Raw genomic sequence first — 26,686 nt, 5'->3', positions numbered from 1 at the left:
AGTTTCATAGTACAGATAGAAACCGTGCAGTGTACAGAAAGGAGATGAGACATGCGAATTTTACACACAGCTGATTGGCATTTTGGACGAGCCTTGGAGGGACGCAGCCGGATGGAGGAGCAGATCGCTTTCATGGATGAACTCGTGCGTATTGTGGAGGATCAAGCTATCGATCTGGTCCTGATTGCTGGAGATATTTATGACAGTGTGAACCCTCCTGCAGCTGCTGAGCAGCTATTTTACGAAGGTATAGCCAGACTTGCTGATGGCGGTAAAAGGCAAGTGGCGATTATTTCAGGCAATCACGATCATCCGGATCGGCTTGCAGCTTCGGGTCCGCTGGCAGCAACGCAAGGTATCACACTAATTGGTCTACCTATTCAGGATATTCAATCCATTGGGATAGCGCGAACGGGTGAGCTTGCGCGATTAATCGCCTTGCCTTATCCTTCGGAATCTCGCTTAAAGGAACTGCTATCTGAAGTTGCGGAGGAAGAAGTGCTGCGCAGTAAATATTCGGAGCGGGTCGGAGCGCTCATTCGTAAGCAGGCAGCGTACTTCGAGCCTGGCACCGTGAATTTGATCATGAGCCATTTGTATGTACTAGGCGGTCATGAAACGGAATCTGAACGTCCTATTCAAGTTGGCGGTGCGTATACCGTTGACACATCGGCTTTGACTGCAGGTGCGCAATACGTAGCGCTTGGCCACTTGCACCGCCCGCAAAATGTGAAGGCAGATTCGCTTATTCGATATAGCGGATCACCAATAGCGTATAGCTTCTCGGAAGCGGGTCAAGCCAAATCAGTCACGATACTTGATCTTGCTCCAGGGCAGGCGGCTGAACCTCAGGAGATATTCTTGACCTCAGGACGTCCGCTGGTCAGCTGGAAGGCGAAGGAAGGCATTGGACAGGTGCATCAATGGCTAGATGAACAAAGAGATAGTACGGCATGGATTGATTTGGAGATTACGATGACGTCCGCTATGTCGATTGAACAAATACAATCGTTACGTAAAGCTTACGAAGGTTTCATCCATATACGTCCGATCTATCCTGAAATGGAAGTAGTACGTGCGGCGATGCCGAAAGCAGCTTTTTCGATGGAAGAGCATTTTACGCGCTTCTATGCACGTCAAACAGGAGGCGCACAGCCAGAGCCTGCGTTAGTTCAATTATTTTTGGAGCTGCTGCAGGAGAAGGATCTAGGCGATACCGATGACGGCGAGTAAGCGAGCGATAATGGACTGTTATGTGACAGTGCGATAAGGAGTTTATATTTTTCCCCAACTAGTGCTTGTGGATAACTTAGTGATGTGAATGAAAGGAGGAAAGTGCAATGCGTCCAATCCAGTTACAGATGTCGGGCCTGCAAAGTTATCGGGAGCTGCAAACGATCGATTTTAGCCAGCTCGTAGATGCAGGTGTATTTGGGATTTTTGGGCCCACGGGAAGTGGGAAATCATCGATCTTAGATGCGATAACCCTCTCCTTATATGGCAAAGTAGAAAGAGCTAGCGGCGGTACGCAAGCGATTATGAATCATGCGGAGCAAACGCTGTTCGTTTCTTTTACATTTGAACTGAGCAATGCGACGAGCACAGAGCGATATCGGGTAGAGCGGCAATTCAAGCGTGGAGCAGAGATGTCTATCAACGGTACCATTTCCCGTCTCTTACATATTCGTGATAACGAAACGATCGTGCTGGCGGATAAGGCAGGCGAAGTCAATCAGCAGGTCCAGAATATTCTGGGTCTGTCGATGCAGGACTTTACGAGGGCGGTGGTACTCCCGCAAGGGAAGTTTGCTGAGTTTCTGACCTTAACAGGTAAGGATCGGAGACAAATGCTGCAGCGTCTTTTCCATCTTGAAACCTACGGTGACCAATTAAGCGCTAAGGTCAGCTCTAAAGTAAAGGAAACGGACAGCGCTGTTAAACAGCTTGCTGCGGAGCAGCAAGGGTTAGGCGATGCGACTTCATCAGCATTAGAGGAAGCGAATAGAAGGCTTATTGAAACGGAACAAGAAGAGGTTCGAAGTCGACTTCATTTGGAGCAGCAGGAGAAGGTTTATGAGGCATGGAAGCAAGTCTACCAATGGATAAAAGAATCGGAAGGTCTTGAGATTGAGCAGCAAAAGCATCAAGAGCAGGAAGGACTTATTGCTGAAAAAGAACAGCTACTGAAGCTAGCGGAACAAGCGGATCGGGTTATTCCGTACTTGGAGCAGCATAAGCTTGCTGCAAGAGATGTGATATCAAGCCAAGCGTTGCTTACAACGGCAACGTCTTCTCAGTCACTCGCGGAAACGGATTACCAACAAGCGACGCTAGCGTTTGACAATGCTCAGCAGGAACTTCTCTCACAGGAAGGGCCGTTATTACTACGTTTGGATCAGTTGGAGCAAGCGCTTGTCATTCAAAAGGAGCTTGAACAAGTACAGTCGCAAATTCAAACGGCACAAACACAAGAACTTGAGGTTAAGTCAGCGTTATCCAATTTGCATGCGGAGATTTCAAAATCGAATGACACGAAGCAAAAAGCAATGGCGAAACAAACGGAGCTGAAAGCGCAATTAAAGCTGTTAGAGACGGATGCCACGAAGAGACAACTCTTGCAAAACGCAGTGCAAGAGAAGAAGGGGATACTCCTTCTTCAGACACAACAGCTGGAAGTGAAGAAAAATAAAGATGACAAAGCGAATGCGTATAAGACTGTGGAACATGCGAGAGGTCTGATTGTGGACAAACAGGTAGTCCTCCTTGCTAAGCTAAAGAGTTGGTTTACTGCTTATGCTGCGTATAAGGGGGACTTACAGAGACAAGATGGTTTGTTTACAGCTTTCTTTGCAGGTTTACAAGGATGGTCGGAGGAGCAGCGAAAGCTGTTGAAGCATCAAGAGCGTCATGCCATTGCTGCCTTGTTAGCTGCTGACCTAGGATTGGGTGAGCAATGCCCCGTATGTGGTGCGACGGAGCATCCAGCTCTACAAAAGAACGAGGATACCTCTTTAGATACAGGTGAGAGAATCCATTCCGAAGGTTTGTTGCATCAAGCTGAGCAGTTGTTGCATCAAGCTGAGCAGTTGTTGCAACAAGCGAAAGAACGGCAGTATGAAGGTTTACAAGTCATTCGTAGAATGGCGGATCTGCATAAGCAGGCTGCAGAATTGGCTTTTCCAGATGAAGTTATTGTTAAGCGGCAGGATGACAATGAGGCTGTATTACTCGCGTTACAGGAGGCTGCTGCAAGTCAAGAAGCAGGTAATCTTATAGAGCTAAATAGCTTTCAAATGGACGACATGGGTTTGATGGATTGGCAAAAGGAATGGCATAGGATGGAGTCGGCCTTCCATGCGGGTGTTTACCAAGTAGAAGAATGCGCAAGGAACTTTCAAGATCTGCACAAAGAACATGCCCAACTTGCACAACAAGCTCTTATTTTAAGTGCACAAGAGCAAACGGCTGCTAGCTTGCTAGTGGATGCGGAAGATCGATTAACTGCGTTATCGGAGGGCATTCAAAATCAAGTTGCTGAGTGGCATGGACAGTATGCAGGTCATTCATGGGATGTTGTTGATGATCAACTTCATAAGTATCTTGAGAATGAGCGACAGGCTGATGAGCTGCGCGGACGCATTGAGAAAAGCATTCCGTTTCTCGAGGAGCTGCTCGTCAACATCGAGAGCCTGCAGCATGCTGCGCAAGAGCGTGATCGTACCGCCTTGCAGCTCCATGAGCGCTTGCAAGGGCTCGCGCAGCTCGCCGCCGACAAGTCGCGGCAGCTCGCTCTGCGCGCGCCTGGCGCGGCGGTGCCGCAGCTGATCGCGGAGGCGACCTCCGCGCTTGCGCAGCTGCGACAGCTCGCGCAGCAGACCAAGCTCGCGCACGCGGCTGCGCAGCGCGAGCAGTCCCTGGCGGCGCAGCGCTACAGCGCCGCCGCTGAAGCCGCTGCCGCCGCCGCGCGGCAGCTGGCGCAAACCGAGCGCGCGCTAGCCAGCGCGCTCGAGAGAGGCGGCTTCGCGTCGCGCGAAGCCGCAGAGGCAGCGGCGCTGGCGCCTGAGCAGCGCCGCCAGTGGGCGCAGCTCGCGGCGGAGCACCGCGAGCGCGAGCAGGCGCTGCGCGCCCAGCTGGCGCAGCTGGCAGCGAAGCTGCAGGGCCGCGTGCTGAGCGCGGTCGAGTGGGCGCAGTCGCAGGCGCAGCTGAGCGACGCGAAGGCCGGCGCCGAGGCCGCGCTGGAGGCGCGAGCCAAGGCGGCGCTGGGCGCAAGCGAGCTCGCTGCGCGGCACTTGCGCTGGTGCGAGCTCGAGGCGCTGCGTGCTGAGCAGGCAATGCAGCTGGAGCGGCTTGGCAAGCTGCAAGCCGTGCTTAAGGCTAATGCCTTCGTCGAGTATCTCGCCGAAGAACAGTTAATGCAGGTAAGTCGCGCGGCTTCCGAACGCCTAGGTGAGTTGACACGTCGACGTTATGGCATTGAAGTCGACTCTGGCGGTGGTTTCGTCATTCGTGATGATGCGAATGGCGGAGTGAAGCGTCCGGTTGGAACTCTTTCCGGTGGTGAAACCTTCCTAACCTCGTTAGCATTAGCTTTAGCATTGTCCGCTCAGATTCAACTGAAAGGCGAATATCCGTTGGAGTTTTTCTTCCTTGATGAAGGCTTCGGGACGCTTGATCAAGAACTGCTGGACATGGTGATAGGTGCGCTAGAAAAACTTCATACAGATCGTCTAGCTGTAGGTGTTATCTCTCACGTACCCGAGCTTCGTGCTCGACTTGTTCGTAAATTAATTGTTCATCCCGCAGAGCCGTCAGGTCGCGGGAGTCGCATTTCACTTGAAGAACTATGAGTCTTCATCAAGAAGTCCTGTCCCGGATTAACTTGTTAATTTATATTGCGACATAAGGCTGATGACTTCCTTGTCATTAGCCTTTTTTTTATGCTAAGCATTAATTCTAGGTAAAGGGATTAAACCGATTCGTACAAGTTGGCATACACTGCTCCAACATGACAAAAAGGGGAATGTGGATGTCAACATTTCATGAGGCACTGAAACATAAGAATCGAATTTCGCCCGTTTTATTGAAAAGAGCGGAAGTGATGGCTGTCGGGGTCGGATATGCAGATCCCAAGAAACCGACTTTAGGCGCAAGTGTCATCGTATACACCCATCAAAAAATTGTGCCATCCGGATTAAACAATCTCAAAAGTGTGGCTGCCAAATTAGGTGCATCCGTACCCGTGCGCTTTATCTCGTCGAATTCCTTCAAAGCGCATGTACTAACAGCTCCCAAACCAAAAGTTTATAAGGTAACGACGTTTCAAAACAGGAATCGGCCGGTACCCGGCGGCGTAAGTATTGGTAAAACGAGTCCTTTTTCCACAGGGACAGCGGGACTCATAGTAATCAAAAATAACCAACCTTACATTTTAAGTAATAATCATGTGTTGATCAAAAACAACTCGTCTGCTTTCTCGGAAACCGTGCAGCCAGGACCTGCAGATGGCGGAATATCGGGGACGGATCGCGTTGGAAGAGCCTTTCAATTTGTACCTTTACGCAAGGGTGCAGTTAATTTCCAAGATTCGTCAATCGCTCTCCCAACAAGGAACAGCTTGTTAAATCCTCGCTATTTGCGCAGCACTTCAGGCGTGTTGGTTACAGTGCCAGGGCATCTTCTTAGCTATCCAGTCGGACTTAAAGTGTTTAAATCGGGTCGTACTTCGGGGTTTGTTAGAGGAACCGTGGAGTCCAATAATGTGGATGTTCGTGTTTCTTATGGAGGAAGTCTCGGTACTTTACTGTTTCGTAATCAAACGGTTATCGTTGGAGATACGGGACCTGTCTCACTTCCAGGTGATTCTGGTTCCGTTTGGCTCCGTTCCAGTGATCGTTATGCGGCTGCGCTTAACTTTGCTGGTCCAGAAGATGGGTTACGTTCCATTAGCAACCCTATTGGTGTCGTCATGGCCGCCTATGGTGTGCGAACGGCGGTACCAGCGGCAGGCGGTACGTTCACAGAAGGTAAGGTGAAAGGAATGGCGCCTAGTGGCGATTCTTCCTATGTTCAACCGTTGACAGAGCAGCAAAGGAAGCGTAATCGAGCTATTTTGGTGAAGTCACATAAATAATCTTAATTAGAACTACTTTACGAATTGATCAACAATTCGAGGTTATTCCCTCGTATAACGGGTCAATCGTATCGTAGTTCCTTTAAGTATGTATTCCATCCCTTATTCCCTTCGGATTCCTTCACTAATTGCCTTCCATGCCCTAATCAACGACTAGCAATTCCCTCATTTGCCCGAATGTTCTGACCGTCGAGTGCTACCCCATATGAAATAGAAGCCAGATAAGCCATTTGCTTATCCACGTAGGCAGCACCTTTGGAGACAATTTGATTTTTCTCAATGTAAAAAGGTTGAAATGACATCTCAATCTGATTCTCAGCTAGCGTCAAATGGAGTAAACCTGTATCTGCTTTTGGACCTGTTACATAGTCAGGGAAGAGGAAATTGCCGATTGAATAAGCGATGGGCTTTCCTTTGTAATATTCAAAACCTTGCAGCACATGCACATGACTGCCGATGATGGCATCTGCGCCTGCGTCAATCATTTGTCGAGCGAACTCTCGCTGCCATGGCTCTGGGCGATTATTCATTTCAACCCCCCAATGCAGGTAGATGAGGACATAATCTGCTCCTCCGCGTTCCCTAGCAATCGCATCGAGAACAGGCTTTCTATCGTAAGCTTGAGCTATTCCAGGTTTATTATGGCCTGCAAACCAGTCTCCCGTAGGGATAAATCGAGAGAAGGCGAGGAATTTAAGCTTTTTTCCCTTAATAGTAACGCTCTTCGCTCGGTAGGCTTCTTGTGCATTCAAGCCACCTCCCACATAAAGTAAGCCAGCTTTATCTAAATGGGTGAGTGTATCGAGAAATCCTTTCTGCAGGAAATCCATCGAATGATTATTTGCAACGGAAACCATATCAAAACCAGCATGTTTAAGACCCATAAGAGATTCCGGATTTGATTTAAAATTATAAATCTGGTTGGTATCCTTATCATTTTCCAGGGTTACTGCCGTTTCGAGATTGACGAATGAGAAATCAGCCCGTTCAATTTCGGATTGAATATGTACGAATGGATAATCAGGGCCGTAACGGTTGATGGCCTCTTTGACCGACCAATCAAACATGGCGTCGCCGGCATATAGAATATGTAACGGCTCTTGTACTTCTTGTTTGGATGGAGAAGGTTGTACATATACGACAGGTGGAGATGCTCCTGATGCATACATCGCAGGGTTAGGATCGCTAACATTTGCCTCAATTGATTCTGTATTCGAATTCATTGGAAGTGGCTGCAATCCTTGCGAAATGTTTGAGGGCTGAGTCGGTTGAGGTACTTCTGTTCCGATGGTGACTGTCACATTCTCAGTGGTTGGTAGTAAGGCAGTCTCACAACCTGCGACTAAGAAGCTAAGACAAGCAGCCACAAGGAGACCTGCTCTTGTATGATTCATAAGTAAGCACCCTTTCGCACTATTTTTTCTATATTTTAACAATTATTTCTTGCAGAAGGCATCGAACTGTCGTGTTGAATTCATGAATTTTTGTATAATTTTGTCAGGTTTGCGTGAATATTTTGTAATTTTTTTTGAATTTTGTGCTACTTTTTCACTATCCATTACGTATCTAGTACAGGCAAATATTTTACTACACCATGAAGGGGAGTCTTTTTTCTTGAAAATGAATAGACGAATAGGAATCTTATCACTGGCTGTTGGTATACTTGCAGCTGGTTTCGTACAATCGCCTGCACCTGCGCGCGCGGATGTTGTGTGGGATCATTGGACGCAAGCAGAGTCGCTGCAAGCATCAGGAAATTCCAAAGCAGCTGTTCCGCATTGGCAATATCTGACGGATTACTATGCTGGTACTGGGGATTGGGAGAATGCGGCCCTTTTCAGTGGGAAATTAGATGCGTATTTTGACGCTATCGGTGATTATGACCAAGCGATTCATTATTATGAGCAGGAAAATGAGTACTGGGTGAATGCGGGTAAGGATTGGGGCGCTGTCAAATTACAGCGAGCTGATCAGATAAGGACGACTGTGGAATTGTATCGGGAAGAAAATAATGAGCGTATTGTCCAGCAGCTTTCGCAGCCTGGTGGCTCGCGCCTTGCTAAATTTGAGCCCGCTTATGGTACATATTTAGGGGTTTATTCCGAGCTTGATGCCAAGGTAGGTAATATTTTCACGAAAATGCAATCGGTATACGGTAAAAAGCATGCTATTTACTTAGCTTATTCCACTTGGGGAAAAGACTTTCCGTCATCGTACGCAAAGCGAGCGAAAGATGCAGGCGGGGCTTTACAAATTGCTTGGGAACCGCATGATGGGCTAGATCCAGTAACGGATAGCGCTTATTTGCGAAAATGGGCTAAGGAAGCGAAAGCTTCAGGAATACCAATCTTCTTACGTTTTGCAGGTGAAATGAACGGTGCCTGGGTGAAATGGCACGGGAATCCTGCGCAGTATATCGCGAAATTTAGAATGCTTCATGATGTATTCGCTGCAGAAGCGCCCAATGTAGCCATGGTGTGGAGTCCGGGGGATGTGCCGGCGAACGATATCGATCCTTATTACCCAGGTGATGCCTATGTAGACTGGGTTGGTGTCAGCTTGTACATTGAACCTTACGAAAATGGCGATACATCCCTGCCACCTATGATTGCGACAAGCAACGTAGAAAGACTTACGAGATTGTACAACACCTACGCAGATCGTAAACCTTTGATGCTTAGTGAGACAGGCGTTCCGCATTATTCTCATTCTGCAGGTGAAGATTATACAGAATGGGCTAAACTGAATCTACAACGATTGTATGAAATCATGCCTTACAAATATCCGAGATTGAAAGCTATTACGTATTTTAACGTGGATCAGCAAATGGATAACGCGAAGAATGATTATTCACTTTCGACTTCTTCCGAAATTCAAAGCTATTACAGTCAATTGATTACAAATCCGTATCTTATTTCAGAAGTAAAGGACGACGCTAAACCGGCAGATCATGTTGGTTATGTGCCGATTGACGAAGACCATCAATCTTTCACGAAGCAAACGAGGGTCATTCCTTTTATCAAAATACCTGAGGTATACATCGGTAAGGTAGAGTATTTATTAAATGGCAGGGTAATTGCTTCCCAAACGAGCTTACCTTATGGGCTGGATCTCAAAGCTGGCGATGTGCCAGAAGGCTCGGTGCTGCAGCTTCGTATCTCGAATAAATCAGGACAACAGGTTGCTTTGCGCACCTTCGGTATTTCATCGCAAGTTTCTGTGAATATTAACGGGAACGAACAGCAATTTGAGCAAGCTCCAGTCATTGTAAATGGATCGACATTTACGCCGCTCCGTGCTATTTTCGAAGCGATGGGAGCTAAGGTTGATTATGAAGCTTCTACCAGATCCGTCACTGCAACCAAGGGGAACACAACTGTCAAGCTGACACTTGACCAAAGTACCGTATATGTGAATGGCAAGGCCATTCAACTGGAAGAGCCAGCCAGACTAGTGAATGGTTATACACTTGCACCTGCTAGATTCGTTGGAGAGACTTTTGGCGGCATCGTCAATTGGGATGGAGCTAGTAGAACAGTAACCATTACAACGAAATAAAAATAATAAGAAAAAGCTGCCACCCTTTCTGACCAAAAGTCAGGAAGGGAGCAGCTTTATTTTTTTTACATGTTACATGAGCTTCAGTTCCATCTGATCCATTTTCCAAACACCGTCAATTTTCTTCCATGTATAAGTGAAATGGGCATCATGCATGCCTGATAGGATATAAACACCTGTATACCGAAGTGTGTCTGAACCTTCCATTTGAATGGTTTCTTGCTTGATATCATTCACTTGACTATAGGGTCTGAATGGTAACAAACCGCTTCCAACGATGTGATGAATGCCGGATTGTTGGAGATTGGAGACAGCAATTTCTTTGGCTATATTTTCAGTAAATACCTGCTGCAACCACAATTGAATCTGATCTTTTTGATCTGGACTAATCCGTTTGAGTGTAAAAGGACTTAATCCATTCCTGAATTGCTTACTCAGTTGTTGAAACCAATCCTGCATAAGCCCATAGTTGGATGGCGTGGTGATGTCATTCATATTTAACTTAATTGGAACCAGAGGGTTGGCGTTAAGAGCTTGTGTCAGTTCAGTTTGTGAGACCTCAGTCAGTGCCGGTGGAGTAGTCTCAATTTGGCTGATTTGGGTGACTTGAGCTGTATCCGTGACACCTTCCAAAATGTCAGCATAAACGGTCTGATACCGATGTATGGTCACGGTAACATGACCTTTAGATCCTGGTGCACCGAATTGTTTGCGAACATCTGGATTGCTTGTATGCAAAATCAGTCGTGAAGGGCTTCCTTTGAACGCTAGTGGCTGCGGCAATTGATTCGAGGAGGCTTCGTCTGCTAACAAAATGATCTGGTTGCTATTATAGGTGTCCTCTTCGTAGTTCATGCTAAAAGTGCCTGAGATTTGCGCCTCTCCCTCCATGATGAAGATCTTAGAGCCTTTCCCATACGTTTCCAACTGCAGATCAAGTAATTTCCACCCGGCAACAACATCACTGATTCTAAGGAGTGCAGGATCATACCAACGTGAGGAACTCGGCAATAGGGTTGCAAGTGGTTGATTAGTTTGGTCAGGTTGCACCGTTAAAATTGGTTGTACAGATGCTACTGGTTGTATCGTCATCTCAGGTTGAATAGTTACCGCTACCGTTACTTCAGTAGAGAGTGGGGGGGCTGGAACAATGATCTTCACAAGAATGATCAGAAATGCAACGGAGAGCACGATTCCTACGACAAGCAGTATTCTTCTTTCATTCGTCATACCATAGCCCCCTACGTAGTGTTCATTGTCTATGTAGACGATTTACGCGGGTTGAAGTTGCAGGACAAGTAATATATATTTCCGCCAATGAAAGCGCCCGCCGGCGTACCAGCTGCCCTAGCGCACAAGTTTTGTGCGCAAGCGAGCGCCCGACCGTCAGCCAGACCGCTACGCGTAGAATGGATTCCTGCTCTTGGAAGTATATACTTCCAAATATGTCCAAACAGCCAGCAGCCCCGATTCGGAAGTGCTGGCTGTACTTAAGGAATATGACTATATCACTATATCACTATATCTCAATATCACTATTCTCTATACGCTCTGCAGCGCTTGCTGCACCTCTTGCACAATAGATAGCGCCGCGCTGCGTGCACTAGAAAATGCACGTTCAGCAAGCTCACCTTTCCCTGTGCAACCGTCTCCGCAGAAATAGAATGGAATATTTTCTACGCGAGTTGGTAAAAGTCGGTTGGTAGAAATGTTTTTCACGCTGGAAACCATGGCTTTCTTCGATACACGCTTAACTGCAGTCACATCGCGCCAGCCTGGATAGTGTCGATCGAAAAGGGCTTCCATTTGTGAGGTTTTATTGTCCAAATAAGCTTTACGTTCCTCATCGTTATCAAATTTATCACTAAGGTAGGCGATACCTTGCAGCAGTTGCCCGCCTTCGGGTACTAACGTATGGTCTGTTGCGGAAACATCGCTAATGAACAGCTTATTATCCATATCGCTGATGTAACTAAAAGGTCTAGCGACGACGCGGCTTAACCCAATGTCGTAAACCATAACCTCAGTTGCTGTGTTGGACTCATACGGTGCGAGGAAAGGTTCCCATGCCGTACCTTTGAGAAGTTTCACAACTTGCTGTACTGGCATAGCGAAGATCACTTTATCAAACGCCATTTCTCGTGTTTTCGTTTTTAATACAAATTTGCGATCCTCATAACGAAGTCCGTCCACACCTTCTTGAAGGGCAATCTCCCATTTGCCGGATGTGGTCAGTTTCTGTTTCAACTGATTCGTAATAACAGCCCAGCTGCCTAAAACATAATTGACAGGTTTACTGGAGAGGAACAAGTTATGGTAATACTCACTAATGACAGCGCCAGATACGTTACGAGCATCTTCAGGTGTAATGAAGAAGTTGGAGCAAACAAGATGCTCCCAAAGCTCTTTGACATCCTCATCGGCGTTAGATTCAGCCAGATAGTCTGCTAAGGTAGCGTAGTTTTTAATGTTGTGAATATTAGCAATAATAGCAGCAATTTCCCCGACAAAGCGAACTTTTTGAATCGTGTTCAGCAAATCTGTTTTTAAAAGGTTGATGGCATCAAGAGGCGCTGTTGTAAGTTGATCATGCTTCGCGTAGACGACTTTACGTTTATCTACTTGCTTGGAGGAGAAGGAAAGTCCCAGCTCGCGTTCCATCGTAGTCAACGTATGGCGATCGATCCCATAGATCGCGTGAGCGCCGTAATTAAGTGTGAAACCAGCTTTTTCATACGTAAAAGCTCGACCCCCGAGCTGCGGACTGCGCTCAAAAAGAATCCCTTCTACATGTGGGTTTTCAGATAAATAGGCTGCTGCTGTTAAGCCAGCAAGGCCTCCGCCGATAATGGCTATTTTCATGCGTTTTTCCTCCTTGGGAACTGGTTCTACCTGCAACGATGCGTAAGGTTCTTCGGAACGAAGTCCTACCCAAAGCCAGGCTAAGTTGTTTTTCATCATGGAGAGTAGGTCGGCATCATCTTGATTGCACCATGTGAGAATCGTTCCGGCATACAAACATACGAGCAGTTCGATCTTTTTGGGCTCCGGGAGCCAGTGCATCAAGCTTTCAGTCAAAATATTCAATTGCTGTTGCTCTTCCAATTTTACTGTCTCATTTTGCAAAGAAAGAGCCTGCAAACTACGAATAAGTCTAGGTGAGAATTGGATATTCGACGCTAAGTCTAAAAATAGACGATTAATATGTCCCTCTAGTGACTGCACCTTCGAAGGGGGCTGTTTCACCCAGTCCTGAATCAATTGAATTTGTTTGCTGTATAACGCTGAAATAATGGCATCCTTACTTTTGAAATAATGATAAAAGGTTCCTTTGGATGTGCTGGTTGCCGCGATAATATCATCGACAGAGACATTCTCGTAGCCTTTCTCCATGAACATGGCTAAGGCGACTTCCATCATCACATCACGCTTTTTGCGGGTCGAGGCTCTCATGAATTGACTCATCCGCTCACTCCATTCAAACGATCCGTTTACACCTATTATATGCAAAAGTAGACTTACAGTCTACAAGTGAATTGACAGTGCCAATTTGGACAGCAGGATTAAATAATCTAAATTATTCTTTCCCGTGTGAGTCCTATAAGTTCGGTATATACTTCACTTTAGAACACCTTGAGAGGATGAATCTTGACTTGAATAAAGCAGATTTAGGATGGCATGTATTTTTTGAAAAAGCATTTGAACCGTTTCTTAACGAAGAAGAAGGATTTGTCGCAGGCCGCGTCTCCTTAGAACATAAGCATATGTATCGCGTTCAGACGGAAGCTGGCGAAATGCTGGCTGAGGTATCTGGCAAAATGCGTCACCAAGCTCTGCGTCGCGAGGATTACCCAGCCGTAGGTGATTGGGTGGTATTATCCCTTCGGGAAGGAGAACAGCGTGCTGTGGTCCATGCTGTTCTTCCGCGTCGAAGTAAGTTTTCCCGTAAAGTGGCTGGACAAGTCACCGAAGAGCAAATAGTTGCAACCAATGTAGATACGGTATTTCTGGTAAATGCCTTGAATCAAGATTTCAATGTTCGCCGAATCGAGCGATATTTGGTTTTGGCATGGGAAAGCGGTGCTAATCCAGTCATCGTTTTAAGTAAATCCGATTTATGTGATCATCCACAGGAGTTAGCAGACGAAGTGGCGGCTGTTGCAATAGGCGTTCCTATTCACATTATTAGTTCGGCAGAGAATCGTGGTTTAGATGAACTTGCTGGCTACATGACTCGTGGACAAACCGTTGCGTTGCTAGGATCGTCAGGTGTTGGAAAATCAACGCTGGTGAACCGCATTTATGGCAGAGATATTTTGAACACGGGGGATATCCGATCTGGTGACGACAAAGGAAAGCATACAACAACGCATCGTGAGCTGATTCTATTGCCTGATGGGGGCATTTTAATCGATACACCGGGCATGAGAGAGCTTCAACTTTGGAGCGCCTCAGAGGGGCTGAGCACGTCCTTCCAGGATATTGAGGAATTCGCCGAACAATGCTTCTTCCAAGATTGTAAGCACGAGAATGAACCGAAATGTGCGGTGAAAGCCGCGTTAGATTCGGGCGCCTTGGCCGCGGAGCGCTTCCAGAATTATGTGAAATTGCAGAAGGAACTAGCGTATTTTGCTCGTAAAGAGGATAAAGGGCTTCAGGCTGCTGAGAAAGCAAAATGGAAGAAGATCCATCAATCGCTCAAAAGCCAACCTCATCGCTAATTCCGATATTATTTGGATTGGATTTTTTGAAGGCTTTCCGATAAACTTATAACTAAGTAGGATAACAATGTCGGGAGGACGAATGGATCAATGAGTGATTGTATTTTTTGTAAAATCATTGCAGGGGAGCTTCCCTCTAAGAAAGTCTATGAAGATGATCAGATTCTAGCTTTTCATGATATTCAACCTGCCGCGCCGATTCATGTCCTTATCATTCCGAAGAAACACTTTGCTTCTTTAGCTGCGGGACAGACGGAAGATTGGGCTGTCGTTGGGCAAATGCAGCGCGTTGCTGCGCAAATTGCTAGAGAGCTAGAGGTAGAAGAATCCGGTTATCGTGTGATTACGAACATTGGAGCAAACGCAGGTCAAATTGTTCACCATTTGCATTATCATCTGATGGCAGGTGCTAGATTGGCACCCCTTGGTGTCCATAACTAATCTTTCCTATTACGAAACATTAGTTTTACGATTGACACCCTAATTACTATCACCTATAATGAGATTTGATGAACCGTTTTGTCTTAGATGGTCTGTTCGGAGGGAGGGAAAACTGTTGTCAGAAACTCGAGTTCGTAAGAACGAAACTATAGATGCTGCACTTCGTCGCTTTAAGCGTTCCATCGCTAAGGATGGCGTTCTTGCAGAAGTTAAGAAACGTAAGCATTATGACAAGCCTAGCGTTAAGCGTAAGCTTAAATCTGAGGCTGCTCGTAAAAGAAAGTTCTAGGAGGCAACATGAGCTTAAGCGATCGATTGAACGAAGATATGAAACAAGCGATGAAGAGTCAGGACAAGTTTAAGCTCTCTGTAATTCGAATGGTGCGTTCTACGATTAAGAATTCTGAGATTGATCTGAAAAGACCCTTAGACGACAATGAAGTGCTTGATGTTCTAACTCGTGAGATCAAACAGCGTAAGGATTCCCTCCAAGAATTTGCCAAGGCAGGTCGCGATGATCTAGCCGACAACCTGAAGGCGGAACTTGTTATTCTAGCTGAGTACATGCCGCAACAGCTTTCTGAGGAAGAAGTGAAAGCCATTGTACAGCAGACCATCCAGCAAATTGGTGCTTCTTCCAAAGCGGATATGGGCAAAGTGATGACGGCATTGATGCCTCAGGTTAAAGGACGCGCTGATGGTAAAATTATCAATCAGTTAGTTCAACAACTATTAGGTTAATACCAAATATGTTTTGTGAAGACCAAGTGGATCATTCCGCTTGGTCTTTTTTCTAATTTTAGGACAATTTCTCGAATTTTTAATTAATTTCCGAAACAGTTCATAAATTAATACGTACATACCTTTTGATAAGGAAGTTTTGGGGGAAGGAGTGAACGACGATGTTTCTTGATAACTTATCCGCGTTTCTGACTCACCCTGTAACAGCTACGGTTTTATTGATGGTTGGCATTATTGGCATCGCGCTTGAACTGCTTTTTTTCAGTAGTGGATTGCTGGCTTTGGCAGGAGTTGCTGGCTTTGGTTTGTATTATCTAGGCTTCTATTTGGCAGGCTTTGCGAGTTTTGGTGATTTAGTTGTCTTGGGACTAGGCTTGGTTCTTCTTATTTTAGAATTGGTTGTACCCAGTTTTGGCATTCTCAGTGTGCTAGGTGCCATTTGCCTTTTTGGCGGTGTGATGATGGCGTCTTCAGATCCCAAGGAAGCAGTGTTCATGTTAGTAATTGCGTTACTTGTTGCCATTGTGGTTGTCATTGCAGCGATTAGGACGTTTAAGCATCGAGGCGTATGGAACCGTTTCATTCTGAAGGAGCAGCTAACGACAAGTCAAGGCTTTACATCAAATCCTGATCGATCTCACCTAATTGGCATGTCGGGTGAAGCGATAACGCCCTTACGACCTGCGGGTACGGCGATGATACAAGGGGAACGTGTCGATGTCGTAACGAAAGGCAGTTTTATTTCCATCAACCAATCCATTGTCGTTGTGGAAGTAGAAGGTGTTCGAGTCGTTGTAAAAGAAGTGGATAACTAACATACCATTTAGGAGGAAACAAACAAATGACGATTGAACCAGGCTTATACTTGGTGCTGCTTGCAGCTATCATTATTATCGTGTTATCGATTTTACTGAGTGTCGTTCCTGTTATGCTATGGATATCGGCGTTGGCTTCCGGTGTAAGAATTAGCATCATTACCTTGATCGCGATGAGACTTCGTCGGGTTACACCAAGTCGCATTGTGAACCCGATGATTAAAGCTACGAAAGCGGGAATAGATCTTAGTGTGAATCAACTAGAAAGTCACTATCTAGCAGGCGGTAATGTAGACCGGGTTGTGAATGCCTTAATTGCTGCACATCGTGCTAAAATACATTTGGAGTTCGAGCGCGCGGCGGCCATTGATTTGGCGGGACGTGATGTGTTGTTAGCCGTTCAAATGAGTGTAAATCCACGCGTAATCGAAACGCCTAATGTTTCGGCTGTTGCGAAGAACGGCATTGAAGTGAAAGTTATCGCTAGGGTTACGGTGCGAGCCAATATCGACCGACTCGTTGGTGGTGCTGGTGAAGAAACGATTATTGCTCGCGTCGGAGAAGGAATCGTTACAACCGTAGGTTCCAGCGAATCTCATAAGGACGTCTTAGAAAATCCGGATATGATCTCTCGGACAGTACTAGGTAAAGGCTTAGATGCTGGCACAGCATTTGAAATTCTGTCCATAGATATTGCGGATGTAGACGTGGGCAAAAATATTGGCGCACATTTACAAACAGAGCAAGCTGAAGCGGACAAACGTATCGCACAAGCAAAAGCCGAAGAGCGCCGCGCGATGGCCGTTGCAGCTGAGCAGGAGATGAAAGCGCGAGTTGTAGAAATGCGTGCTAAGGTTGTTGAGTCGGAGTCACAGGTTCCGCTTGCCATGGCTGAAGCGCTTCGGAACGGTCAATTGGGTGTCATGGATTATATGAATCTCAAAAATATTGAATCCGATACACAAATGCGTTCCTCATTAGGTAAAATCAACGATGGGAAAACGGAGAAAGAATAAGAATATGAGGTGATCAGATGGAACAGCTTATCGTATTCTTATTTAAGAACTGGTATCTGGTCATTATCGCGTTGGCGTTCTTCTATAAATTGCAAGGTAGGCGACAACGAGCTGAGCGAGGCACGAGTACACAAACAGGCGACGCTAGAAGGCCTGCAGAAGCGAAGAAAGGTCAGACAGGTCATATTACTCCCGTGGGTCGTCCGGAGCGCGTGCGAGACGAATTTAATCAGTCTGGCCTAGGGAAATCAACGGCTACTGCTCCGAAGCAGAAGGCATCACCCTTTACTTCACAGGCGCCGAAAAGTGGATCAATGGTGAGTTCACCAATATATGCTGAAGAGATATCATCTTCAAATATATTTCCAGACCAACCGAACCGTGAACAAGTACTGCAAGGCGTTGTGTGGTCAGAGATTCTAGGCCCGCCGCGCGCCAAAAAGCCGTACCGCAGATGAATATTTTAGGAACGCCCTTTTGCAAAAGCGAGAGGGCGTTTTTTTATAACCACATAAGAATTTATATGTTTCCGGTACCCGGAAAAACAAATTCTTATTGGCGATAAAAACAACATTTAAACGCGGTCGCTCATCCTCGAAGGACTTCGATAGAAGTTTTTCTCACAATTTTTCTCATAATAATGGCTTCTGTCGCATAATTTGGTAGAAAGTCTATGCGCCTTTTCTGCATTCTTGATCTTCTAGTTAGAGGGGGTACTGCCCAGCTATGCGTCGCTTGACCCGGAAATGGAACCAGTTCACGGCCAAGATCCTTGATCTTCCCCAAGATGTTGTACAGGATTTGCCGCGAATCACGATGATCGGCAACGTACAGCTATATGTAGAGAATCACCGGGGCGTACTGCATTTTTCCAGTGAAATTCTGAAGCTGGAGTTAGCGAAAGGAACGTTGGAGGTTTGCGGCCAGCAGTTGGTCATTAGGGCCATTCTTTCTGAAGAAGTGTTCATTGAAGGCATCATTGATCATGTGAAATATATGCCTTAATTTGGTAGTGCGAATGAGAACTGGAGGCTGAGTCATGAAACAATCCCTATTCATTGCCCGATTGCGTGGCTATGTACGCATACAAATTCGAGGCAAGGACTGCGAAAGGTTGATTCATCCCATGGTGGAGGGCGGCTTCTCCATTTGGGATATTCAAGCTGGCAAAGATGGGAAGCTGGAGCTGTGTATCCTCATCAAGGATTTCTTTCGACTTCGGCCGCTTTTGAAGAGGACAGGCTGCAGAATGCACGTAGTAGAGCGATTCGGGCTGCCTTTTTTCATGGATAAAATTGGGCGGAGAAAAGTGTTGTTTGGCGGCCTCGCGGCTTTCATCATCAGTCTGTATGTGCTAACTTCCATGGTCTGGCAAGTTACGGTGGACGGTAATGATCGCATTGAAGCTTCGGAAATTTTGCAAGCAGCCTCTAAGCAAGGCATTCATAAGTTCCAGTGGAAATTTAAGTTGGACAAGACGGAGGAGCTTTCTCGTGCCATTCAGCAACAGCTGCCGAGTGCAGCGTGGGTTGGTGTAGAGATCCGAGGGACACATATAACGATTAAGGTTGTTGAAGCGACGATTCCAGATAGAAAACCATTAGAGGATCCCCGAAATATAGTAGCTTCCAAAAGTGCTCTAGTGACCGAAATTCAATCGAAAAAAGGGCGGCCGATGGTCAAGCCGAATACGTATGTACGCAAAGGGACTGTATTGATCTCAGGTACGATTGGTGATGAGCAAAATAGTCAACTTGTTGTTGCAGATGGTAAGATAAGGGGAGTTGTCTGGTATACCTCCCGAATTGAAGCACCGCTTACGAAACAATATAAGGTATATACAGGTGAAACTGTTCATCGAAGCTACCTCGTATTTGGGACAAGAGCTCTGCAGCTTACTGGTTACGGCAAAACTGGGTTTGAACATTCGGAGACGATACCTGATCGTAAAACACTAGCTTGGCGTTCGATTTCACTTGGTCTTGGGTGGCTTCATGAGAAAGTGATGGAGGTTCGTCTGGTGGAGGAGCCGGTGGAAGCGGCGAATGCGAAAAAGGTGGGAATTGAGCAGGCTAAAGCTAAATTATTAGCTGCAGCAGGCGAGGATGCGAGGATTGTCGGAGAAAAAATTTTGCATGAAAAAACAGAGAATGGTAAAATTTATATAGACGTTCATTTTGAGGTCGAAGAAAATATTGCCGAAGTACAACCAATTGTGACACAAGGAGAATGAGGCCTGTTGATAGAAAATGCGCAATCTGTAAAAATTACATTGAAAAATCCGGCTGAGGGATTAGCTTTATTTGGGCCGCAGGATAAATTCCTGCATGTCATTGAACGGGAAATTGATGCTCAAATCTTTACGCGCGAAGCCGAAATAACGATACAAGGCAGGGCTGCGGAAGTGAACTCACTTCAGCAGCTCTTTGAAGTTCTATTACAGCTGATCCGCAATAATTACACGGTAACAGAACGTGATGTACTATATGCGGTTGAATTAGCGAAGCAGATGAAGGCTGAGCAATTGCTGGATCTGTTTAAAGGTGAAATCACATCCACGCATAAAGGGAAGCCGATACGTGTCAAAACGATCGGTCAGAAGAAATATGTGGATACGATCAAGAAGAAGGATATTGTTTTTGGAATTGGTCCTGCAGGGACAGGGAAGACGTATTTAGCTGTTGTTCTTGCCGTAACCCGATTGAAAGAAGGGGCTGTAAAACGGATCGTTTTGACACGACCAGCCGTAGAAGCAGGGGAAAGCCTAGGGTTTCTTCCGGGGGACTTACAGGAAAAAGTTGACCCTTATTTACGCCCGTTGTATGATGCTCTTAATGATGTCCTAGGGCCTGAACAAGTTGCGAAGTCACTAGAACGCGGACTCATTGAAATTGCTCCACTAGCCTATATGAGAGGCCGTACGTTGGACGATTCATTTATTATCTTGGATGAAGCACAGAACACGACACCTGAGCAAATGAAGATGTTTCTAACGAGACTTGGCTTCGGCTCCAAAATGGTCATCACTGGCGATGTCACGCAAATTGATTTACCGCGAGGCAAGTCTTCCGGACTGGTGGAAGCTTCACGAATTCTGAGTGGTATTGAAGAACTGGGCTTTATTCATTTTGATGAGGGAGACGTTGTACGTCATTCACTAGTTCAGAAAATCATTGTTGCCTACAACCAAGAGTCGAATAAGTAACGAAGCTAGGTTGGATAGATAGAGAGGAATGACCTCCGTAATGAAAAATGAAGTGCAAATGAAAGGCAAATTTCATTACCGGCTGAGCGGATGGAAATACAATACAGGCTTAAGAATACTCTTGTTTCTCATATTGGGGTTGATTTTCTACGCCTCGCTGTATGCGAAGCTTGTACCGCAAGTTTTTGATATAACACTAGGTATGACTAGTGAGAAAACTATTTATGCGCCAGAACAGATTGAGAACGCTGTCGCGACGGAGCAAGCCAAAGAAGATGCCGCGAAGCGTGTCCAGTCTGTCTATCGGATCGTTAACCTCAAGAATGAAGTTATAAGTGATGCTATTTTTGATAAATTATCTCAGATCAATGCAGATGAAGAAGTAAAGTTCGATGATAAGGTTAGCATTTACCGACGCGTCATCCCGCAGCTAATTAGTGACATGACGAATGATGCTATCAAAACACTGCGCAATAGTGAGCAATACAACGATTTGTTACTGGAACAAATTCAAGTTGGTCTATCGGATCAGAAATATCCGCTTCCTGAGGAAGTTTATTTCAAGCTGCCTCGACTGACTAAGGAAGACCTTGCGGATATGCGTACTGTGACGAAAGATATTGTCACCAAGCTGATGATTGACGAAATCCTGGATGCAAAAACAGCCAGGGCTAAGGTTGCAGAAATGGTGAATACGTCTACGCTAGCGAAGAATACTTCCCGTGAAATGGTAACCGAGATTGCCAGAGCATTAATTACCCCGAACAAATTTTTTGATCAGAAGGGTACCGATGATGCTAAAGGACAAGCTAGGGGCAACATGAAGACCGTTTATATTAATAAGAATGATGTCTTGGTTAAGGCTGGAGATGTCATTACGGAAGAAATTTATACGCGGTTGGAGAAGCTGAAGCTACTAAAGGACAAAGCGAATCATTTGCCTCAATTTGGTCTTGGTATCATTTGTGCGCTCTTGTCATTCGTAATCTTTATATTTGTGAGACAGAGCAACTTACAGGTCAAATACAATAACTCACAACTGGTTATGCTTGTTTTGATCTTTGTGATGAATATTGCCGGTATGAAAATTATTTCACTGCTGCAGAATTTTGATTATCCATTTATTGGGTACCTGGCTCCGACAGCCCTTGGGAGTATCTTGATCGCCATTTTGCTGGACGCCCCCCTAGCCTTTATTTCATCCGTTTTATTTTCAATTTTGGCTAGTATTTTTTTCAATACAGAGCACGATTTACTTTTCGATTTCCGTTTCGGCTTAGTTAGCTTAGTGATTTGTTTTAGTGGCGTGTTTACGATTCAACGAGCGAGTCAACGTGCAACTATTTTGAAAGCAGGTTTAATGATTGCCTTTTTCTCCATGTTAACGATCACGGCGATGATGTTAATGGAAGATACATTTCAACAAAGAGAAGCACTGTTGTCCTTGTCTTTTGCGACAGCAGGCGGTCTAGTGACGGTTGTCTTTGTTATCGGCTTGCTCCCATTTTTTGAAGCTTCTTTTGGTATCCTGTCACCACTTAAGCTTGTCGAGCTATCCAATCCGAATCATCCATTGCTGCGCAAACTTCTTACGGAAACACCAGGTACATATCATCACAGTGTGATGGTTGGTAACCTATCCGAAGCTGCCGCCGAATCCATTGGTGCAGACGGGCTTTTGTGCCGCGTAGGTTCGTATTATCATGATATCGGCAAAACCAAGCGACCGAGCTACTTTATTGAAAATCAAACGAATATTGAGAATCCGCATGATCGCATTGATCCGAACTTAAGTAAGTCGATTATTATCGCACATCCGCGCGATGGTGTTGATATGCTGAAGGATTACAAAATGCCGAAGCCGATTCGAGATATTGCAGAGCAGCATCATGGGACAACGCTATTGCACTTTTTCTATCATAAAGCGAAGAAGCAAGCTGAAGAAGAGAATAGTGAGAAAGGGATCCGTGAAGAAGATTTCCGTTATCCAGGGCCTAAGGCGCAATCCAAGGAAGCGGCTATTGTGGGGATTGCAGATAGTGTGGAGGCAGCGGTACGCTCTTTGCGTAACCCTACCCTAGAACAAATCGATTCCATGGTAACCAAAATTATTAAATCACGCTTGGACGATGGTCAATTCAACGAATGTGACCTTACGTTGAAGGAACTTGATAAGATTGCTAAGACATTGAATGAAACTTTGCTCGGCATCTTTCATTCTCGCATTGAATATCCAAGTGAATTAACGGCGAAGAAGCCAGGAGCATAAAAAGGAGGGCTACTCATTATGGCAAGTGTAGATTTGACATTAGCATGGAGCAGTGAGCAGGAAGAAAGAGAAATCTCACCTGACTTCATTGAGAAACTTGAAGAGCTTTTAAAGCTTGCAGGTGAACTAGAAGGCGTATCAGAAGGCGAGGTTGCCCTCACATTCGTTGATGATGAGACGATCCAAGATTTGAATAAACAGTACCGCAATTTGGACAAGCCAACGGACGTTCTATCCTTTGCGATGAGCGAATTTGGAGATGATGAGATTCAAATCAATTACGAGGATGATGGCGATGATTCAGAGGGGGAACCTGAGGAAGGGGAAACCGTATCTGAAGCGTTCATTGAGCCCCTTGGCGATATTATCATCTCTGTGCCGCGTGCGATTGCTCAAGCTGAAGAGTATGGTCATTCCGTAGAGCGTGAGCTTGGCTTCTTGTTTGTCCATGGATTCTTGCATTTGATCGGGTATGATCACCAAAGTGAAGAAGAAGAGAAAGTGATGTTCGCTAAACAGGAGGACATTTTACAGAAAGCAGGCTTGACACGTTAATGTCGGGCGGCTTCCGTAAATGGCGCAGAAGTTTTCGGTATGCCTATGAAGGAATCAAATATGCACTAGATACGCAGCGTAATATGAAATTTCATTTTTCCGTTGCGTTTCTCGTGCTATTAGCAGCACTTTTCATTCATTTATCCAAAACAGATATTTTGTTTATCTTGTTAGCGGTAACACTTATGATTGTTACGGAATTAATTAATACGGCTGTCGAGAAAACGGTAGATCTGGCTATGCCAGACCGACATCCGTTAGCCAAAATTGCGAAGGACGTCGCCGCGGCGTCCGTATTGGTGTCTGCGATGTTCGCTGTTGTAGTGGGGTTGGTTGTTTTCTATGAACCGATCGATCAATTATTACGTCACGCCAGACTGCAAGAGACACCATTATCTGCGGGTACGATATGGATTTTGATTGCACTTGTCATGCTAACTGTCATTGTGATTGAAACGCGATTCTCGGATAAAGGGAAGTTAGTACGACCGAGTTTATTAACAGCAATCGCTTTTGCCATTGCTACCGTCATTTTAGTATTAGTCACTGAAACGATTGCCGCGTTGCTCGGGTACACGCTCTCTATTATTATCTTAATCGTCTTGTATGATAAGAAAACAAGGCCGTTCCCAGCACTCTTTTTTGGGGCAATGATTGGCATTGTCGTGACGCTCCTCGCTTTTTCCTGCCTAAACATGCTATAACTTAACTATTATAATAAAAGGGTGGATGGCTATGAATCCGCAAGAACTCATTGAATTCGCTAAAGAAGCGATGAAGAGAGCCTATACGCCTTATTCCAACTTTCAAGTCGGTGCTGCGTTATTGGATGCTCATGGACATGTACATTTAGGGTGCAATGTCGAGAATGCTGCTTATGGACCAACAAACTGCGCCGAGAGAACTGCGTTATTCCGTGCAATTGCAGATGGACTTCCCCGCGGATCCTTCCAAGCAATTGCGGTAACGGGAGATACGGAAGGACCGATTGCGCCATGTGGCGTATGTCGACAAGTATTAATTGAACTGTGCGAACCGGAAATGCCTGTTTATTTGAGTAATCTCAAAGGAGCTTTCGTTCAAACTACTGTGGCTGCTTTATTGCCAGGCGCTTTTACAACGAAAGATTTGCACATAAATGGAGGATAAGTATAAGTGGCTAAAAAAGAATTTAAATCAGGGTTTGTCGCGATTATCGGACGACCGAATGTCGGTAAATCAACACTAATGAACCAAATTATTGGACAAAAGATTGCGATCATGTCCGATAAGCCGCAAACGACTAGAAATAAGATTCATGGTGTATATACGTCGGATAATGGACAAATTGTTTTTCTAGACACACCAGGTATCCATAAACCTACGTCTAAACTAGGTGATTACATGAGTAAAGTCGCCCATGGCACACTTGGTGAAGTAGATGCTGTTTTATTCTTAGTCGATGTAGCGGATGGTATTGGCGGGGGCGACCGTTATATTATCGAGCAGTTGAAGCATGTTGAAACGCCGGTTATTTTGGTGTTAAACAAAATTGATCTTGTCCAACCTGAGGCGCTGCTTGCGATTATTACGAATTATAAAGACTTGTACAATTTCGCTGAAATCGTACCTGTATCCGCGTTAAAAGGGAACAATGTCACGACGCTTCTGGAGCAAATTATTCGCTATTTGCCAGAAGGTCCGCAATATTACCCTGCGGATCAAATTACCGATCACCCTGAGCAGTTCGTATGTGCGGAGCTCGTGCGTGAGAAAATTTTGCATATGACGCGGGAAGAAATCCCTCACTCTATTGCGGTGCAAATTGAAGATATGCGTGTCGAACCGAACGGAATCGTTCATATCTCCGCTGTCATCTTCGTGGAGCGCGAGTCGCAAAAAGGAATCGTCATCGGTAAACAAGGCGCGCTGCTGAAGGAAATTGGCAGACAAGCCCGTCGAGATATTGAAACGCTTCTGGGTTCCAAAACTTTCCTAGAGCTATGGGTGAAAGTGAAGAAAGACTGGAGAAATCAAGACAGAGTGCTTCGCGATCTTGGTTTCCGTCACGAATAAACGATAATTCCCTGAGAGTACCAGTTTTTACATCGCATAGTGAAGCGTCCACTGCACATCCTATGAACATCACGTTCGATGGGGAGGATGCTGAACATGAAAGATTTTTCGTGGACGTATTTTTCAAAGACCGGTGATGTGGACGCCTATTTGCTCTACAAACAAGTAACAGGAGAACCTGGCATGGATGCGGAAGTACAAGAAGAGGATCAAAGTAACGAAGAGCCGCTCGATGGTCTGAATATGGGATAGCAAGGCTTCGTGTGTTCAGAGCGGCATTCATGGGGGAAGCTATTTGCTGCATAGCGTTGAAGGAATTGTCATCCGAAGCATGGACTACGGAGAAGGTAACAAAATCATTCGTTTATTCACACCCGAGCTGGGGAAAGTTGGCGTAATGGCTCGCGGTGCGAAGAAACTGAAGAGTAAACATGGCGCCGTTACGCAGCTATTCACGTACGGCGATTTTGTTTTTTATAAACAAAGAGGTCAGATGGGATCTCTCAACGGTGCTGAGATTATCTGTGCCCATCATGCTCTTCGTGAAGACTTACACAAGTCGGCCTATGCCTCCTATTTAGCGGAGATGACGGATCGCATGCTGGGTGATGAAGAAGGCAATAATTATATATTTGAACAGCTCAAAGCTGGCTTAATGGCGATCGAAGATAATAAAGATATGCAAATTGTTATCCATCTCTATGAGATGAAAATGTTTGATTTAGCCGGATATTTACCAGTAACGGATGCCTGTGTCTCTTGTGGTGAAACAAGTGGTATAACGACATTCAGTCCGAACATGGGCGGCACGTTATGCGGACGTTGTCGATTTAAAGATGCATCCGCGATTGCTATTGGTGAAGGTGCACATAAATTGCTTAGACTCTTCCCGAGAATGGACATGCGCAGGCTGGGTTCCGTTCAAGTTAAAGAGGAGACGAAGGAGCAGTTAAAGCAATGTATGCGTGCTTATATGGACGTGCATATTGGTGTTCAGTGGAAATCAAGAGGGTTCATTGAACAGATGGAGAAATATAATATTTAATCTTTTGGACTTATTTGACATGTGATTCTTCCTTTGATATGATTTGTTGGAAATCACCTCGCCCTTGTGCTCTTACGCATATCGGTGAGGTTTTTCTCATGCTATCGTTCTGTTCAGATGTTCTTTAATACAAAT

The 26,686-nt window shown here is 45.5% G+C and carries 24 protein-coding genes; 21 read left to right on the top strand and 3 right to left on the bottom strand.

The window, feature by feature from the left end; genetic code table 11:
- Positions 1-51: 51 nt before the first annotated feature.
- The 3 genes from AC58PQ_RS10410 to AC58PQ_RS10400 all read left to right on the top strand — a co-directional run bounded on the left by AC58PQ_RS10410 (position 52) and on the right by AC58PQ_RS10400 (position 6,130).
- Complete coding sequence (locus AC58PQ_RS10410) at positions 52-1,233, top strand: exonuclease SbcCD subunit D (RefSeq protein ID WP_497241865.1); 1,182 nt, start codon at positions 52-54, stop codon at positions 1,231-1,233.
- Positions 1,234-1,340: 107 nt separating this feature from the next.
- Positions 1,341-4,847 (top strand): AAA family ATPase, encoded by a 3,507-nt coding sequence (locus AC58PQ_RS10405; protein WP_497241864.1) that lies wholly within the window; start codon positions 1,341-1,343, stop codon positions 4,845-4,847.
- A gap of 179 nt (positions 4,848-5,026) precedes the next feature.
- Positions 5,027-6,130 (top strand): chymotrypsin family serine protease, encoded by a 1,104-nt coding sequence (locus AC58PQ_RS10400; RefSeq protein ID WP_497241863.1) that lies wholly within the window; start codon positions 5,027-5,029, stop codon positions 6,128-6,130.
- Positions 6,131-6,276: 146 nt separating this feature from the next.
- Here AC58PQ_RS10400 and AC58PQ_RS10395 read toward each other — a convergent pair whose 3' ends face one another.
- Positions 6,277-7,524 carry a CapA family protein gene (locus tag AC58PQ_RS10395; RefSeq protein ID WP_497241862.1) on the bottom strand — a complete coding sequence of 416 codons (1,248 nt, stop codon included), beginning with the start codon at positions 7,522-7,524 and terminating at the stop codon, positions 6,277-6,279.
- 226 nt (positions 7,525-7,750) lie between these two features.
- Here AC58PQ_RS10395 and AC58PQ_RS10390 point away from each other — a divergent pair, with 226 nt between their 5' ends.
- Positions 7,751-9,688, top strand: coding sequence for a stalk domain-containing protein (locus tag AC58PQ_RS10390; protein WP_497241974.1), 1,938 nt, complete (start codon positions 7,751-7,753; stop codon positions 9,686-9,688).
- A gap of 72 nt (positions 9,689-9,760) precedes the next feature.
- On the opposite strand, the gene AC58PQ_RS10385 is transcribed toward AC58PQ_RS10390, so the two are convergent.
- Both AC58PQ_RS10385 and AC58PQ_RS10380 read right to left on the bottom strand, forming a co-directional pair.
- A complete protein-coding gene (locus tag AC58PQ_RS10385; RefSeq protein WP_497241861.1) occupies positions 9,761-10,918 on the bottom strand; it encodes a hypothetical protein in 1,158 nt (385 codons plus the stop codon).
- A 312-nt stretch (positions 10,919-11,230) separates the two neighbouring features.
- Positions 11,231-13,153, bottom strand: coding sequence for an FAD-dependent oxidoreductase (locus tag AC58PQ_RS10380; protein WP_497241860.1), 1,923 nt, complete (start codon positions 13,151-13,153; stop codon positions 11,231-11,233).
- 176 nt (positions 13,154-13,329) lie between these two features.
- On the opposite strand from AC58PQ_RS10380, the gene rsgA reads away from it, so the two are divergent.
- The 17 genes from rsgA (at position 13,330) to recO (ending at position 26,551) form a co-directional block, all read left to right on the top strand.
- Positions 13,330-14,409, top strand: coding sequence for a ribosome small subunit-dependent GTPase A (gene rsgA / locus AC58PQ_RS10375; RefSeq protein WP_497241859.1), 1,080 nt, complete (start codon positions 13,330-13,332; stop codon positions 14,407-14,409).
- Between the two features lie 90 nt (positions 14,410-14,499).
- Positions 14,500-14,850 carry a histidine triad nucleotide-binding protein gene (locus tag AC58PQ_RS10370; protein WP_477592246.1) on the top strand — a complete coding sequence of 117 codons (351 nt, stop codon included), beginning with the start codon at positions 14,500-14,502 and terminating at the stop codon, positions 14,848-14,850.
- Between the two features lie 115 nt (positions 14,851-14,965).
- The gene (rpsU, locus tag AC58PQ_RS10365; protein WP_028558020.1) at positions 14,966-15,139 is read left to right on the top strand and encodes a 30S ribosomal protein S21; all 174 of its coding nucleotides are present in this window, start codon (positions 14,966-14,968) and stop codon (positions 15,137-15,139) included.
- A gap of 8 nt (positions 15,140-15,147) precedes the next feature.
- Positions 15,148-15,591 (top strand): GatB/YqeY domain-containing protein, encoded by a 444-nt coding sequence (locus tag AC58PQ_RS10360; RefSeq protein ID WP_497241858.1) that lies wholly within the window; start codon positions 15,148-15,150, stop codon positions 15,589-15,591.
- A gap of 161 nt (positions 15,592-15,752) precedes the next feature.
- Entirely contained in the window at positions 15,753-16,406 is a 654-nt protein-coding gene (locus AC58PQ_RS10355; protein ID WP_497241857.1) for an NfeD family protein, read from the top strand.
- 26 nt (positions 16,407-16,432) lie between these two features.
- Positions 16,433-17,422: a flotillin-like protein FloA gene (gene floA / locus AC58PQ_RS10350; protein ID WP_321166537.1), complete on the top strand. Its 990-nt coding sequence runs from the start codon at positions 16,433-16,435 to the stop codon at positions 17,420-17,422.
- A gap of 17 nt (positions 17,423-17,439) precedes the next feature.
- Entirely contained in the window at positions 17,440-17,880 is a 441-nt protein-coding gene (locus AC58PQ_RS10345; RefSeq protein ID WP_497241856.1) for a YqfB family membrane protein, read from the top strand.
- 268 nt (positions 17,881-18,148) lie between these two features.
- Entirely contained in the window at positions 18,149-18,427 is a 279-nt protein-coding gene (gene yqfC, locus AC58PQ_RS10340; RefSeq protein ID WP_056609736.1) for a sporulation protein YqfC, read from the top strand.
- Positions 18,428-18,461: 34 nt separating this feature from the next.
- Positions 18,462-19,655 carry a sporulation protein YqfD gene (gene yqfD, locus AC58PQ_RS10335; RefSeq protein ID WP_497241855.1) on the top strand — a complete coding sequence of 398 codons (1,194 nt, stop codon included), beginning with the start codon at positions 18,462-18,464 and terminating at the stop codon, positions 19,653-19,655.
- 6 nt (positions 19,656-19,661) lie between these two features.
- Complete coding sequence (locus tag AC58PQ_RS10330) at positions 19,662-20,627, top strand: PhoH family protein (protein WP_497241854.1); 966 nt, start codon at positions 19,662-19,664, stop codon at positions 20,625-20,627.
- 40 nt (positions 20,628-20,667) lie between these two features.
- Complete coding sequence (locus tag AC58PQ_RS10325) at positions 20,668-22,896, top strand: HD family phosphohydrolase (RefSeq protein ID WP_497241853.1); 2,229 nt, start codon at positions 20,668-20,670, stop codon at positions 22,894-22,896.
- Positions 22,897-22,914: 18 nt separating this feature from the next.
- Positions 22,915-23,451: an rRNA maturation RNase YbeY gene (gene ybeY / locus AC58PQ_RS10320; RefSeq protein WP_497241852.1), complete on the top strand. Its 537-nt coding sequence runs from the start codon at positions 22,915-22,917 to the stop codon at positions 23,449-23,451.
- Positions 23,451-24,155, top strand: a complete 705-nt coding sequence (locus AC58PQ_RS10315; RefSeq protein WP_497241851.1) for a diacylglycerol kinase — start codon at positions 23,451-23,453, stop codon at positions 24,153-24,155. Before ybeY ends, AC58PQ_RS10315 begins: the two co-directional genes overlap by 1 nt.
- A gap of 31 nt (positions 24,156-24,186) precedes the next feature.
- A complete protein-coding gene (gene cdd, locus AC58PQ_RS10310; protein WP_497241850.1) occupies positions 24,187-24,600 on the top strand; it encodes a cytidine deaminase in 414 nt (137 codons plus the stop codon).
- A 6-nt stretch (positions 24,601-24,606) separates the two neighbouring features.
- Positions 24,607-25,506: a GTPase Era gene (gene era, locus AC58PQ_RS10305; RefSeq protein ID WP_497241849.1), complete on the top strand. Its 900-nt coding sequence runs from the start codon at positions 24,607-24,609 to the stop codon at positions 25,504-25,506.
- 96 nt (positions 25,507-25,602) lie between these two features.
- Positions 25,603-25,758 (top strand): YqzL family protein, encoded by a 156-nt coding sequence (locus AC58PQ_RS10300; RefSeq protein WP_497241848.1) that lies wholly within the window; start codon positions 25,603-25,605, stop codon positions 25,756-25,758.
- 43 nt (positions 25,759-25,801) lie between these two features.
- A complete protein-coding gene (recO, locus tag AC58PQ_RS10295) occupies positions 25,802-26,551 on the top strand; it encodes a DNA repair protein RecO (protein WP_497241847.1) in 750 nt (249 codons plus the stop codon).
- Positions 26,552-26,686: the final 135 nt, after the last annotated feature.

This window comes from Paenibacillus sp. J22P143 (assembly GCF_059692035.1).
Note: the sequence above shows the minus strand (reverse complement) of the source record. Positions and strands in the feature narration are given on the sequence as shown.

Coding starts and splice junctions, on each gene's coding strand:
- AC58PQ_RS10410 (WP_497241865.1), top strand. CDS start 52: ATGCGAATTTTACACACAGCTGATTGGCATTTTGGACGAGCCTTGGAG.
- AC58PQ_RS10405 (WP_497241864.1), top strand. CDS start 1,341: ATGCGTCCAATCCAGTTACAGATGTCGGGCCTGCAAAGTTATCGGGAG.
- AC58PQ_RS10400 (WP_497241863.1), top strand. CDS start 5,027: ATGTCAACATTTCATGAGGCACTGAAACATAAGAATCGAATTTCGCCC.
- AC58PQ_RS10395 (WP_497241862.1), bottom strand. CDS start 7,524: ATGAATCATACAAGAGCAGGTCTCCTTGTGGCTGCTTGTCTTAGCTTC.
- AC58PQ_RS10390 (WP_497241974.1), top strand. CDS start 7,751: ATGAATAGACGAATAGGAATCTTATCACTGGCTGTTGGTATACTTGCA.
- AC58PQ_RS10385 (WP_497241861.1), bottom strand. CDS start 10,918: ATGACGAATGAAAGAAGAATACTGCTTGTCGTAGGAATCGTGCTCTCC.
- AC58PQ_RS10380 (WP_497241860.1), bottom strand. CDS start 13,153: ATGAGTCAATTCATGAGAGCCTCGACCCGCAAAAAGCGTGATGTGATG.
- rsgA (WP_497241859.1), top strand. CDS start 13,330: ATGAATCTTGACTTGAATAAAGCAGATTTAGGATGGCATGTATTTTTT.
- AC58PQ_RS10370 (WP_477592246.1), top strand. CDS start 14,500: ATGAGTGATTGTATTTTTTGTAAAATCATTGCAGGGGAGCTTCCCTCT.
- AC58PQ_RS10360 (WP_497241858.1), top strand. CDS start 15,148: ATGAGCTTAAGCGATCGATTGAACGAAGATATGAAACAAGCGATGAAG.
- AC58PQ_RS10355 (WP_497241857.1), top strand. CDS start 15,753: ATGTTTCTTGATAACTTATCCGCGTTTCTGACTCACCCTGTAACAGCT.
- floA (WP_321166537.1), top strand. CDS start 16,433: ATGACGATTGAACCAGGCTTATACTTGGTGCTGCTTGCAGCTATCATT.
- AC58PQ_RS10345 (WP_497241856.1), top strand. CDS start 17,440: ATGGAACAGCTTATCGTATTCTTATTTAAGAACTGGTATCTGGTCATT.
- yqfC (WP_056609736.1), top strand. CDS start 18,149: ATGCGTCGCTTGACCCGGAAATGGAACCAGTTCACGGCCAAGATCCTT.
- yqfD (WP_497241855.1), top strand. CDS start 18,462: ATGAAACAATCCCTATTCATTGCCCGATTGCGTGGCTATGTACGCATA.
- AC58PQ_RS10325 (WP_497241853.1), top strand. CDS start 20,668: ATGAAAAATGAAGTGCAAATGAAAGGCAAATTTCATTACCGGCTGAGC.
- ybeY (WP_497241852.1), top strand. CDS start 22,915: ATGGCAAGTGTAGATTTGACATTAGCATGGAGCAGTGAGCAGGAAGAA.
- AC58PQ_RS10315 (WP_497241851.1), top strand. CDS start 23,451: ATGTCGGGCGGCTTCCGTAAATGGCGCAGAAGTTTTCGGTATGCCTAT.
- cdd (WP_497241850.1), top strand. CDS start 24,187: ATGAATCCGCAAGAACTCATTGAATTCGCTAAAGAAGCGATGAAGAGA.
- AC58PQ_RS10300 (WP_497241848.1), top strand. CDS start 25,603: ATGAAAGATTTTTCGTGGACGTATTTTTCAAAGACCGGTGATGTGGAC.